Consider the following 13,921-nt stretch of genomic DNA (forward strand, 5'->3'; position numbering starts at 1 on the left):
TGTTATTCATTTATCAGCTTGCCCATAAGACAAACATCTAAAAATATCCCTTCTGCTAAATAGGCTCCTCTTTCTTGTGAGCCTTCTGTGATAAATCCCATTTTTGAATAGAGGTGGATCGCAGCCTCGTTTCGTTTTTGTACACTAAGTTGCAAACGGCGCAAGACACCACTGGTTTTAGCCCACTCGATGCCTTCTTCTAGAAGTATAGTTGCCAATCCTTGGTTCCAAAATTTCTTGCGAACTGCTAGAAAAACATCTCCAATATGCCGAACCCTTACATGCTGATCAGCAGTGATATTCAAAACACCTGCAATCTCATCATTCAGCAAGGCGAGGAGGGTAATTTGATTCTCTGATGCAGCTTGTTTTTCGATAAAAAGAGCCATTTCAGAAGCTGTCATCATGATGCCATTTTCATCCAAGCTGGTAAAATCTGTCTCTTGACCGATACAATCTAAAAATGCAATTAAGGCTGTAGCATCTGAAATCTCTGCCTCACGAATACACAATTCATACTCCATCTTGAAGCTCCTTGATGAGTTGTTCAGCCCGAGAGCCATGAGCTGTAAAATGAAGACAACGACCCTCAGTTTCTTTTAAAATTTCCAATTCCAAGTAAGAATCTGGTAAATCTTCACCCAAAAGATGCCCCCACTCAATAACAGTCACACCACCTCCAAAGAGAAACTCATCCAAGTCAATAGAATCAGCATCACCTTCGATACGGTAGACATCCAAGTGGTAAAGTGGCAAACGCCCTTCGTACTCTCTGACAATGGTATAGGTTGGACTTTTAATCATCTGACGGATATCCAAGCCCTTAGCAAGGCCCTTAGTAAAGGTTGTTTTACCCGCACCCAACTCTCCAGTCAAGATCAGAACATCGTCTTTTTGAAGCAAATGACCTAATCTTTCTCCGAGAGCTAGAAGCTCTTCTTCATTTTTTGTGTGCATGCTACTATTATACCAAAAAGTTTTCTTTTGTGTGAATTTTCTTTATGGACTTACTATAACAATTTTGAAAAATTCTTCTCTACTTAAAAAAATACAACCATTGAAAAAACAAACAGGATATCCCGAATCAGGTGGCCGTAAAAGGAGATTTCCCTTTGGATACATTTTGGAAAAAGAAAACGTGCACATAGAAAACCAACACTGATATAAAGGAGAATTGAGGAAATCACTAAGGGGTTCCTCAAGAAAACCATCGTAGCTAGAACGGAAATGACGACTGTTTTCTTTTTATTGAGGTGATTTTCTATATCGCGAAAAATTTTATCAAAAGGTAAGAAAATCAATAGGTCTACTCCTAGCAAGAAAAAGAAGGAGGGTAAAAAGAGGTCAACCAATTCCTGCTGCAATTTGCTAGTGGTTTGGATGCTTTCTGAAAGAACCAGACAGGTTGCCAAAAGATTGACTACTAAAAGGAGGCAATAAACAAGACTCACTTTCTTTTGAACATGCAAAATACTGTGCCTAGACTGGTCTGCTGTATAGAAATAATTTACCCCAGCACACAAAACAGAAATTCCTACTATCAAAATCAAAAAATAAGCATTGGCCTGTTTTAAAGATAAAAAGGATTCTTTCCATAATAGACAACTAGAAAAACTAATCTGGATGACTGCAATCAGTAACAACAGGCGAATTGATTTTACCATTTCTTTTCCCTCCCTATATGGGATTATACCTTTTGAGGAATTTGAAATGTTCGTTACCGCCTCAAGTGTCCTTTTTTTGTGCTCAACTGACCAAAAAACAGCTCTGTTGTGCACAGAACTGTTCTTTTACCAGTCTAATCCTTAAACCAGAGAGCAATTTCACGTTTTGCAGAAACTTCCGAATCGGAGCCGTGAACTACATTTTGAATGGCTTGATTGTCTCCTGCAGCCTTAGCAAAATCTCCTCGGATAGTTCCTGGCAGAGCTTCTTCTGGACGAGTAGCCCCCATCATGGTCCGCCAAGTTTCAATCACTTTCGGACCTGATAGAATGCCCACCACTACTGGTCCTGAAGTCATAAACTGACGGATAGGAGGATAAAAACTTTTTTCAACCAAGTCTTGATAGTGTTGGTCAATCAAAGCTTCTGAAACTGCTGAACGTAACTCTAATTTTTCGAGTTTGAAACCTCGTTGCTCCATTCTTTGCAGAATTTCGCCAACCAGCCCTCTTTTCACACCATCTGGCTTAATGATAAAGAATGTTTGTTCCATACGGACACCTCCTTGGCATTTTAGTTCTTCTATTCTACCATACTTTATGAAAAAGTGGGAAAATTTTCTGAAATAAAGCAAAGAGAACCCAAAGGTTCTCTTGTTTGCTTTTATTCTACTGTTTCTTCAACTTGGATTTCCACAACTTCCTCTACAGGAGCAAGTTCTGCCTCTTCTTGTTCTGGAGCCAGATATTCTGCTTCATTGATAGCTTGTGGTTCAAGGTTACGGTAGCGAGCCATACCAGTACCAGCTGGGATGATCTTACCGATGATAACATTTTCCTTGAGTCCAAGGAGATGATCTTTCTTACCACGGATGGCCGCATCTGTAAGGACACGAGTTGTTTCCTGGAAGGAAGCCGCTGACAAGAAACTATTTGTTTCAAGTGAGGCTTTGGTGATTCCCATAAGAACTGGGCGACCAGTCGCTGGAACTCCACCTGCGATAAGAACATCCTTGTTAGCATCTGTAAAGTCGTTGATGTCCATGAGAGTACCCATAAGAAGGTCTGTGTCACCTGGATCCATGACACGAACTTTACGGATCATTTGACGAACCATTACCTCGATGTGTTTGTCACCGATTTCTACCCCTTGGCTACGGTAAACTTTTTGTACTTCACCGAGAAGGTAAGTTTCAACTGACAAGACATCACGAACAGCAAGGAGACGTTTTGGTTGGATAGAACCTTCTGTCAATGCCGCACCGCGAGAGACTTGGTCTCCAACTTCGACACGCATACGTGCTGTAAATGGTACCACGTACTCACCTTCGCCAGTTTCACCCTTAACGAAGACTTTCTTGGTACGAGTTGACGCGTCTTCTTCGATAGCTGTAACTTGTCCTTTGACCTCTGTGATGACCGCTTCCCCTTTAGGATTGCGGGCTTCAAAGATTTCTTGGACACGAGGAAGACCCTGAGTGATATCGGTATTTGAGGCAACCCCACCCGTGTGGAAGGTACGCATTGTAAGCTGTGTACCAGGTTCCCCGATAGATTGGGCAGCGATTGTACCAACTGCTTCACCAACTTCAACCGCATCACCAGTCGCCAAGTTGATACCGTAACAGTGACGGCAGACACCATGACGAGTGTTACATGTAAATACAGAGCGGATAGTCACTTCTTCCACACCAGCATTGACAATTTCACGCGCTTTGTCTTCTGTAATCAATTCATTTGGACCAATGATCACTGCACCAGTTTCTGGGTGTTTAACAGTTTTCTTAGTGTAACGACCATTGAGACGCTCTTCGAGAGACTCGATCATCTCTTTTCCTTCTGCGATAGAACGGATCAAGAGACCACGGTCTGTTCCACAGTCGTCCTCACGGATGATAACGTCTTGGGCAACGTCAACCAAACGACGAGTCAAGTAACCTGAGTCGGCTGTCTTAAGGGCCGTATCGGTCATACCTTTACGGGCACCGTGAGTTGAGAAGAACATTTCGAGTACTGACAAACCTTCGCGGAAGTTTGAAAGGATTGGCAATTCCATGATACGTCCATTCGGAGCGGCCATCAGACCACGCATACCGGCAAGCTGTGAGAAGTTTGAGATGTTACCACGGGCTCCAGAGTCCATCATCATAACGATTGGGTTCTTAGGATCTTGGTTGGCAACCAAACGTTTCTCTAATTTTTCACGGGCTGCACGCCATTCAGCTGTAACAGCGTTGTAGCGCTCGTCGTCTGTGATCATACCACGACGGAATTGTTTGGTGATTTGTTCTACACGTTTGTGTGATTCTTCGATGATTTCAGCCTTGTCTTCAACGACTGGGATATCGGCAATACCCACTGTTAAACCTGCAAGAGTTGAGTGGTGGTAACCAAGGTTCTTCATGCGGTCAAGTAGGGCAGAAGTTTCTGTCGTACGGAAACGTTTGAAGATTTCAGCGATGATATTCCCAAGATTTTTCTTCTTGAATGGAGGGTTGAGTTCAAGATTGCTGATAGCTTCCTTGATATCTCCACCTAGTGGCAAGAAGTATTTAGCTGGAACACCTTCTGTTAAGTTAGCATTTGTTGGTTCTTGCAAGTAAGGCAGACCCTCTGGCATGATGTCGTTGAAGAGGATTTTACCAACTGTTGTCAGCAAGACCTTGTGTTTTTGCTCTTCTGTCCATGGTTTGTTGAGGCTATCTGTCGCGATACCAACACGTGAGTGGAGGTGAACATAACCATTACGGTAAGCCATAACCGCTTCGTCACGGTCTTTGAAGACCATTCCTTCACCTTCACGACCAGCTTCTTCCATGGTCAAGTAGTAGTTACCCAAAACCATGTCCTGAGACGGAGTAACAACTGGTTTACCATCTTTCGGGTTCAAGATGTGCTCAGCAGCGAGCATCAAAATACGAGCTTCCGCTTGAGCTTCTTCTGAAAGCGGTACGTGGATGGCCATTTGGTCACCGTCAAAGTCGGCATTGTAGGCTTCACAGACAAGTGGATGCAAGCGAAGGGCTTTACCATCAATCAAGACTGGCTCGAAGGCTTGGATACCCAAACGGTGAAGGGTCGGTGCGCGGTTCAAAAGTACTGGGTGTTCTTTGATTACTTCTTCAAGGATATCCCAGATACGTTCGTCTCCGCGTTCCACCAAGCGTTTAGCCGCTTTGACGTTCTGCACGATGTCACGAGCAACGATTTCACGCATGACGAATGGTTTAAAGAGCTCGATCGCCATTTCACGTGGCACCCCACATTGATACATCTTAAGCGTTGGACCAACGGCGATAACGGAACGTCCTGAGAAGTCAACACGTTTACCGAGCAAGTTTTGACGGAAGCGCCCTTGTTTCCCTTTAAGCATGTGGCTCAATGATTTCAGTGGACGGCTACCTGGTCCTGTGATTGGACGACCACGACGACCGTTGTCAATCAAAGCGTCAACCGCTTCTTGAAGCATACGCTTCTCATTTTGAACGATGATACCTGGTGCGTTCAACTCAAGCAAACGAGCCAAACGGTTATTACGGTTGATAACACGGCGGTAAAGGTCATTCAAGTCAGATGAGGCAAAACGGCCACCATCCAACTGCAACATTGGACGAAGATCTGGTGGAATAACTGGAAGGATGTTGAGAATCATCCATTCAGGTTTGTTCCCAGACTTGTAAAAGGCATCCAAAACATCCAAACGACGGATGGCTTTGACACGTTTTTGTCCAGTAGCTGTTTTCAACTCTTCTTTGAGTTCAGCAATTTCTTTTTCAAGATCTACTTGTTTCAAGAGGTCTTGGATAGCTTCGGCACCCATTTTGGCAACAAATGAACCATAACCATACTCACGCAAGCGCTCACGGTATTCGCGCTCTGTCATGATAGACTTGTGCTCAAGCGGTGTATCCTTCGGATCAATCACCACATAAGCCGCAAAGTAGATAACTTCCTCGAGGGCACGAGGGCTCATATCAAGGGTCAAGCCCATACGGCTTGGAATCCCCTTGAAATACCAGATGTGAGATACAGGAGCTTTCAACTCGATGTGCCCCATACGCTCACGACGAACTTTTGTACGCGTTACTTCAACCCCACAGCGGTCACAAACAATCCCTCTGTAACGAATGCGTTTGTACTTCCCACAAGCACATTCCCAGTCTTTTGTAGGACCAAAGATGACTTCGTCAAAGAGTCCTTCTCGTTCTGGTTTCAAGGTACGGTAATTGATTGTTTCAGGTTTTTTGACTTCTCCATAAGACCATGAACGGACTTTACTTGGAGAAGCTAGGGTGATTTGCATACTTTTAAAACGATTTACATCAACCACTATTTCTTCCCTTTCTATTCTAAGTGAACTGCTTATTCTTGTTCAGCAGCTTCTTCTGTTGCTTCCGCTTTTGTTGCTTTCTCAGCTTCTTCAGCTTCAAAGGCTGCTTTAGCCTCTTGGGCTGCTTTTTCGCGGGCTTTTTCAAGGTCATCTACGTGGATGACATCTTCGTCCATTCCTTCATCCAAGTCGCGAAGTTCCACTTCTTGGTCATCTTCGTCAAGAACACGCATGTCAAGACCAAGAGATTGCAATTCTTTGACAAGAACTCGGAAGGATTCTGGAACACCTGGTTTTGGAATTGGTTTTCCTTTTGTAATAGCTTCATAAGCTTTCAAACGTCCGTTGATATCGTCAGACTTGTAAGTCAAGATTTCTTGAAGGACATTTGACGCACCGTAGGCTTCAAGAGCCCAAACTTCCATCTCACCGAAACGTTGCCCACCAAACTGAGCTTTACCTCCGAGTGGTTGTTGGGTAACAGTTGAGTATGGTCCGACTGAACGCGCGTGCAATTTATCATCAACCATGTGGTGGAGTTTGATCATGTACATGACACCAACTGATACACGGTTGTCAAAAGGCTCACCTGTACGTCCATCGTAAAGGATTGTCTTAGCATCACTATCCATACCTGCTTCTTTAACAGTGTCCCAAAGGTCTTCAGAACTTGCTCCGTCAAAGACTGGTGTTGCGATGTGGATACCAAGAGTACGGGCTGCCATACCAAGGTGGAGTTCCATAACCTGACCGATATTCATACGTGATGGTACCCCAAGAGGGTTCAACATGATATCGACTGGAGTTCCGTCTGGAAGGTAAGGCATGTCTTCTACAGGGACGATACGAGAGACAACCCCTTTGTTTCCGTGACGTCCGGCCATCTTATCTCCGACCTTGATCTTACGTTTTTGAGCGATGTAGACACGAACCAGCATGTTAACACCTGATTGCAACTCATCTCCATTTGCACGCGTAAAGATCTTAACATCACGAACGACACCATCGGCACCGTGAGGTACACGAAGAGAAGTGTCACGCACTTCACGAGACTTGTCTCCGAAGATAGCGTGCAAGAGACGTTCTTCAGCTGAGAGATCTTTCTCACCCTTAGGTGTGACTTTACCTACAAGGATGTCCCCTTCTTTAACCTCGGCACCGATACGGATAATACCCATTTCGTCAAGGTCTTTAAGGGCATCTTCACCAACGTTTGGAATTTCACGAGTAATTTCTTCAGGTCCAAGCTTTGTATCGCGCGTTTCTGATTCATATTCTTCGAGGTGGACAGATGTGTAAACATCGTCTTTGACCAAGCGTTCGCTCATGATAACGGCATCCTCGAAGTTGTAACCTTCCCAAGTCATGTAGGCAACGATTGGGTTTTGTCCAAGCGCCATTTCCCCTTTTTCCATAGAAGGTCCGTCAGCGATAAAATCGCCTTTTTCAACAACATCGCCAACTTTAACGAGAGTGCGTTGGTTGTAGGCAGTACCTGAGTTTGAACGACGGAATTTTTGGATGTGGTAAACATCTAGTGAACCATCTTCACGACGAACTTCTACCTTGTCAGCATCTGCGTAAGTAACTTTACCTCCATACTGAGCAATAACAGCCGCTCCAGAATCATGAGCTGCTTGGTATTCCATACCAGTACCAACGTAAGGTGCTTTTGGATTAATCAATGGCACAGCCTGACGTTGCATGTTGGCACCCATGAGGGCTCGGTTGGAGTCATCGTTTTCCAAGAAAGGAATACATGCTGTCGCAACGGCAACTACCTGTTTTGGTGACACGTCCATGTAGTCAACCACTTCTGCTGGATACTCTTGGTTGACCCCTTGGTGACGTCCCATGACAACCTTCTCAGCAAAAGTACCGTCTTCGTTGAGGCGAGAGTTAGCCTGCGCTACAGTAAATTCATCTTCTTCATCGGCTGTCAACCAAACAATTTCGTTTGTGACTACACCTGTTTCACGATCAACCTTACGGTATGGTGTTTGAACAAATCCATACTTGTTCAAGTGACCATATGATGACAAGTTATTGATCAAACCGATGTTAGGTCCTTCAGGTGTCTCGATTGGACACATACGACCATAGTGAGTATAATGCACGTCACGTACTTCATATCCAGCACGGTCACGAGTCAAACCACCAGGTCCCAAGGCTGACAAACGGCGTTTGTGAGACAACTCAGAAAGCGGGTTGTGTTGGTCCATGAACTGTGACAACTGTGATGAACCAAAGAATTCTTTAACCGCAGCTGTGACAGGACGGATATTGATAATTTGTTGTGGTGTTAAAACTTCATTGTCCTGAACAGACATACGTTCACGGACATTACGTTCCATACGAGAAAGTCCAAGACGTACTTGGTTGGCAAGCAATTCACCAACTGCACGGATACGACGGTTTCCAAGGTGGTCGATATCATCCACACGTCCGATACCTTCTGCCAAGTTAAGGAAGTAGCTCATCTCTGCAAGGATATCCGCAGGAGTTACAACACGAACCTTGTCGTCTGGATTGGCATTTCCGATGATGGTTACAACACGGTCTGGGTCTGTTGGGGCAACAACTTTGAATTTTTGAAGGACAACTGGTTCTGTCAAAACAGCTGCATCGTTTGGAATATAAACAATTTTGTTCAAGTCGCCATCCAAGTGACTCTCGATACTTTCGATCACGCTACGAGTCATAACGGTACCCGCTTCTACCAAGATTTCACCAGTTTCAGGGTCTACCAATGGCTCCGCAATGGTTTGGTTGAGCAAGCGTGTTTTAACATTGAGTTTTTTATTGATCTTGTAACGACCAACAGCTGCCAAATCGTAGCGACGTGGGTCAAAGAAACGCGCTACAAGCAAGCTACGTGAGCTTTCAGCAGTCTTAGGCTCACCTGGACGAAGGCGTTCGTAGATTTCTTTCAAGGCTTCGTCTGTACGAGAGTCCATTGGATTCTTGTGAATATCTTTTTCAACGGTGTTGCGAACCAATTCGCTATCACCAAAGATATCAAAGATTTCATCATCACCTGAGAAACCAAGCGCACGAACCAAGGTCGTAAATGGGATCTTACGAGTACGGTCGATACGAGTATAAGCGATGTCTTTTGAGTCGCTTTCAAGTTCCAACCAAGCTCCACGGTTAGGGATAACAGTTGAACCGTAGCCGACTTTACCGTTCTTATCTACTTTATCATTAAAGTAAACACCTGGCGAGCGGACCAACTGAGATACGATAATACGTTCACCACCATTGATGATGAAAGTACCCATTTCGGTCATGATTGGGAAATCACCAAAGAAGACTTCTTGGGTCTTGATTTCTCCTGTTTCTTTATTGATCAAGCGGAAGGTTACAAAAATTGGTGCTGAGTAGCTAGCATCGTGGATACGAGCTTCTTCTAGCGTGTATTTTGGTTCCTTGATTTCATATCCAACAAATTCCAACTCCATTGTGTCTGTGAAGTTTGAAATTGGCAATACATCTTCAAATACTTCCTTAAGACCGTGATCTAGGAAATCTTTGAATGAATCCGTTTGAATTTCAATCAAATTTGGTAAGTCAAGAACTTCTTTGATTCTTGAAAAACTACGACGGGTACGATGTTTCCCGTATTGAACGTCATGTCCTGCCAAGATGATTCTCCTTTGTAAATAAATTCCAAGCCTTGTCAATCAGGCTTTTCTAATCGTCATATGGTTTTAAAAACCCCTATCACCGTGTCCCTTTGACGAATTTTCAGAATCTTTAAATCTTTGTTACAAGCACTCAAAAACCTGAAAAAAAGCACAAAAAGAGCAGCTAAATCTGACTTTTTCAGAAGATTTAACTGCTGTGAGCCTTGTCTGGACAATATTTCAGACAAAACCTACGACAAATGATTACTCATATTATACCTTATTTAGCTAGATTTTTCAAGGTTTTTTTACTATTTTTTAAACAATCTTTTCCTATATATTATTTTAAAATTTCAAGAGAATGAAGCATTATATTTTCTCTTAAAAGTTAGGAAAACGCTTGCACTAATGTTTACCTCGTGCTATACTGATAGGGAACAACTACACAAGGAGAATTGTGATGAAAAAGATCCCATCTCAAACTGAGAAAAAAATGATTTACGGTATCCGTTCCTTGAAGAACGGAACTGGTTCTGTCCTTATTGGTGCCAGCATTATCCTGCTTTCTGCTGCAATGCCAACTATTTCGGCTAACGAAAACCTGCCTCAAACTCAGGAAAATACCAGCGCTGTGATCAAGGCCCCTACTGAGACTGAAACGAGTCAAACTCAAAAGGAAACGCCTATTTCTGAACAAAAGAATGCAAACGCTTCCCTTGATTCTAAAAAAGAAGCTCCAGCTGTGGAAACTACTACAGCGCCAGAAACACCCAAAACAGAAGATGCTACTACAAGCCAGGCTAACAGCAAGGAAGAGAAAGTAGATAACAGCACTGCAACGCCAACTTCAGATCAAAAACCACAAGCTGACACATCCTCTGAAGAACCCATCGCAGACAACCACTTCCGTATCCATGTAAAAAAACTCCCTGAAGAGAACAAAGATTCTCAAGGTCTTTGGACTTGGGACGATGTTGAAAAACCATCTGAAAACTGGCCCAATGGAGCCAAGTCCTTCAAGGATGCCAAGCAAGATGACTACGGCTATTACCTAGATGTCAAACTCAAAAATGAGCAAGCCAAGAAAGTCAGCTTCCTTATCAACAATACCAAGGGGGATAACCTGACAGGGGACCGTTCTGTAGAGCGCCTCTCTCCAAAAATGAATGAGGCTTGGCTAGATGAAAACTACAAGGTACACAACTACCGTCCTCAGCCAGCAGGAACTGTCCGTGTCAACTATTACCGCACAGATGGCAACTATGACAAAAAATCTCTCTGGTATTGGGGCGATGTTAAAAACCCAAGCAGTGGAGAATGGCCTGACGGTACTGACTTTACAGCAACTGGAAAATATGGCCGTTACATTGATATCCCACTCAATGAAGCTGCAAGAGAATTTGGATTTTTATTACTAGACGAAAGCAAGAAAGGCGATGATGTGAAAATCAGAAAAGAAGATTATAAATTCACTGATCTAAAAAATCACAGTCAGATTTTCCTCAAAGATGATGACGAAACCATCTACACCAACCCCTACTACGTTCACGATATCCGTATGACTGGTGCCCAACACGTGGCTAAATCTCGTATCGAAAGCAGTTTTTCTACCCTCGTTGGAGCTAAGAAAGACGATATCCTCAAACACTCCAGCATCACTGATTACCTAGGGAATAAAGTAGCTATCACAGACGTGGAAGTGGATGAGGCAGGTAAAAAAGTGACCTACATCGGCGACTTCTCTGACACTCAACACCCGTACACTGTCAGCTACAATTCAGACCGCTTTACCACACGTTCAAGCTGGCGCCTCAAGGATGAGTCCTACAGTTACGATGGTCCACTCGGCGCAACTCTAAAAGAAGATGGCAAGCGTGTTGACCTCACGCTCTGGTCTCCAAGTGCTGATAAGGTTTCCGTTGTTGTCTATGACAAGAAAGACCCTGAAAAGGTAGTTGGAACTGTCGCCCTTGAAAAAGGAGAAAAAGGAACCTGGAAACAAACTCTGGATGCAAACTCTGGTCTCGGTATCAGCAACTACACTGGCTATTACTACCACTACCAGATCGAGCGCCAAGGTAAAACTGTCCTCGTTCTTGACCCTTATGCCAAATCATTAGCGGCTTGGAACAGTGACCTAGCAAAAACAGATGCCGCTCATAAGGTCGCTAAAGCTGCCTTTGTCGATCCAGCGAAGTTAGGTCCGCAAGACTTGACCTATGGAAAGATTCGTAACTTCAAATCACGTGAAGATGCCGTTATCTATGAAGCTCATGTACGTGACTTCACTTCGGATCCTGCGATCGCAAAAGACTTGACCAAGCCATTTGGTACCTTTGAAGCCTTTATCGAAAAACTGGACTATCTCAAAGACTTGGGTGTGACCCACATCCAGCTCCTTCCAGTCTTGTCTTACTACTTTGTCAATGAATTGAAAAACCATGAACGTTTGTCTGCCTACGCTTCAAGCAACAGCAACTACAACTGGGGATATGACCCTCAAAACTACTTCTCCTTGACTGGTATGTACTCAAGGAATCCTAAGGATCCAGAAAAACGTATTGCCGAATTCAAAAACCTCATCAACGAAATCCACAAACGTGGCATGGGTGCTATCCTGGACGTGGTCTACAACCATACTGCAAAGGTTGACATTTTTGAAGATATTGAGCCAAACTACTATCACTTTATGGATGCAGACGGAACTCCTCGTACCAGCTTCGGAGGCGGCCGTTTGGGAACTACCCACTACATGTCTAAACGTGTCTTGGTAGACTCCATCAAGTATCTGGTTGAAACCTACAAAGTAGATGGTTTCCGCTTTGATATGATGGGTGACCACGATGCGGCTTCTATCGAAGAAGCGTACAAAGCTGCACGCGCCCTCAATCCAAATCTTATCATGCTAGGCGAAGGTTGGAGAACCTATGCTGGTGATGAAAATACGCCTGTACAACCTGCCGACCAAGATTGGATGAAGAAAACAGATACTGTCGCTGTCTTTTCAGACGACATCCGTAACAACCTCAAGTCTGGCTATCCAAACGAAGGTCAACCTGCCTTTATCACAGGTGGCAAACGCGATATCAATACCATCTTTAAAAATCTCATTGCCCAACCAACTAACTTTGAAGCTGACAATCCTGGAGATGTTATCCAGTATATCGCAGCCCATGATAACTTGACCCTCTTTGACATCATTGCCCAGTCTATCAAAAAAGACCCTAGCAAGGCTGAAAACTACGCTGAGATCCATCGTCGTTTGCGACTTGGAAACCTCATGGTCTTGACTGCTCAAGGAACTCCGTTTATACACTCTGGTCAGGAATATGGACGTACCAAACAATTCCTTGATCCAGCCTATAAGACTCCTGTCCCTGAAGATAAGGTTCCAAACAAGTCTCACTTGTTGCGTGACAAAGACGGCAAGCCATTTGTCTATCCTTACTTTATCCATGACTCTTACGACTCTAGTGATGCTGTCAACAAGTTTGATTGGACCAAAGCTACAGATGGCAAAGCTTATCCTGAAAATGTCAAGAGCCGTAACTACATGAAGGGATTGATCGCCCTTCGTCAATCGACAGATGCCTTCCGACTCAAGAGTCTGCAAGACATCAAAGAGCGCGTCCACCTCATTACTGTTCCAGGACAAAATGGCGTTGAAAAAGAAGATGTGACCATCGGCTACCAAATCACTGCTCCAAACGGTGATGTCTACGCTGTCTTTGTCAATGCGGATGATAAGGCTCGTGAATTTACTCTAGGAACTGCCTTTGCTCACTTGAGAAAGGCTGAAGTCCTCGCAGATGAAAATCAAGCCGGACCAGTAGGAATCGCTAAACCTCAAGGTCTCGAATGGACTGAAAAAGGCTTGAAATTGAACGCTCTCACTGCTGTCGTTCTCCGCTTGTCTCAAGGAGGTGCTATTGTCGCTCCAGCTGTGGAAGAAAAACCAGAATTTGATCTTTCTAGCTTGGAAGTTGAACCAGAACAAGGTCAAGCTCAAAACCTAGCAGCCAATCCTGAAACTCAAGAAACTGCTGCAGAGGCTCACTCTCAGAACCTCCTTCCAAACACAGGAACTGAGAGCAAATCCCTCCTTGCCCTTGCTGGATTCAGCATCCTTGCCCTTCTCGGACTTGGATGGTTGATAAAGAACAAGAAAAAGAAATAACACTCAATGAAAATCAAAGGGTAAACTAGGAAGCTAGCCGCAGGCTGCTCAAAACACTGGTTTGAGGTTGTAGATAAGGCGAAGCTGACGAGGTTTAAAGAGATTTTCGAAGAGTATAACCTAG

At 44.0% G+C, this 13,921-nt stretch carries 7 protein-coding genes; 1 reads left to right on the forward strand and 6 read right to left on the reverse strand.

Features of this window, described 5'->3' with window-relative positions:
- Nucleotides 1-2 precede the first annotated feature (2 nt).
- The 6 genes from O3652_RS03985 to rpoB form a co-directional block, all read right to left on the reverse strand.
- A complete protein-coding gene (locus O3652_RS03985; RefSeq protein WP_371590094.1) occupies nucleotides 3-524 on the reverse strand; it encodes an N-acetyltransferase family protein in 522 nt (173 codons plus the stop codon).
- Nucleotides 514-957, reverse strand: a complete 444-nt coding sequence (gene tsaE, locus O3652_RS03990; RefSeq protein WP_371590095.1) for a tRNA (adenosine(37)-N6)-threonylcarbamoyltransferase complex ATPase subunit type 1 TsaE — start codon at nucleotides 955-957, stop codon at nucleotides 514-516. Before tsaE ends, O3652_RS03985 begins: the two co-directional genes overlap by 11 nt.
- An 83-nt stretch (nucleotides 958-1,040) precedes the next feature.
- Complete coding sequence (locus O3652_RS03995; RefSeq protein WP_371590096.1) at nucleotides 1,041-1,664, reverse strand: hypothetical protein; 624 nt, start codon at nucleotides 1,662-1,664, stop codon at nucleotides 1,041-1,043.
- A gap of 134 nt (nucleotides 1,665-1,798) precedes the next feature.
- The gene (ndk, locus tag O3652_RS04000) at nucleotides 1,799-2,218 is read right to left on the reverse strand and encodes a nucleoside-diphosphate kinase (protein ID WP_371590097.1); all 420 of its coding nucleotides are present in this window, start codon (nucleotides 2,216-2,218) and stop codon (nucleotides 1,799-1,801) included.
- A 110-nt stretch (nucleotides 2,219-2,328) separates the two neighbouring features.
- The gene (gene rpoC / locus O3652_RS04005; RefSeq protein ID WP_000228753.1) at nucleotides 2,329-5,994 is read right to left on the reverse strand and encodes a DNA-directed RNA polymerase subunit beta'; all 3,666 of its coding nucleotides are present in this window, start codon (nucleotides 5,992-5,994) and stop codon (nucleotides 2,329-2,331) included.
- Nucleotides 5,995-6,026: 32 nt separating this feature from the next.
- Nucleotides 6,027-9,638, reverse strand: a complete 3,612-nt coding sequence (rpoB, locus tag O3652_RS04010) for a DNA-directed RNA polymerase subunit beta (protein ID WP_070696022.1) — start codon at nucleotides 9,636-9,638, stop codon at nucleotides 6,027-6,029.
- A 442-nt stretch (nucleotides 9,639-10,080) separates the two neighbouring features.
- Between rpoB and O3652_RS04015 the strand changes: the two genes are divergently transcribed.
- A complete protein-coding gene (locus O3652_RS04015) occupies nucleotides 10,081-13,797 on the forward strand; it encodes a pullulanase (protein ID WP_371590098.1) in 3,717 nt (1,238 codons plus the stop codon).
- Nucleotides 13,798-13,921: the final 124 nt, after the last annotated feature.

It is taken from the genome of Streptococcus sp. 27098_8_23 (genome assembly GCF_041432195.1).
In the GTDB taxonomy this organism is placed as follows: Bacteria; Bacillota; Bacilli; order Lactobacillales; family Streptococcaceae; genus Streptococcus.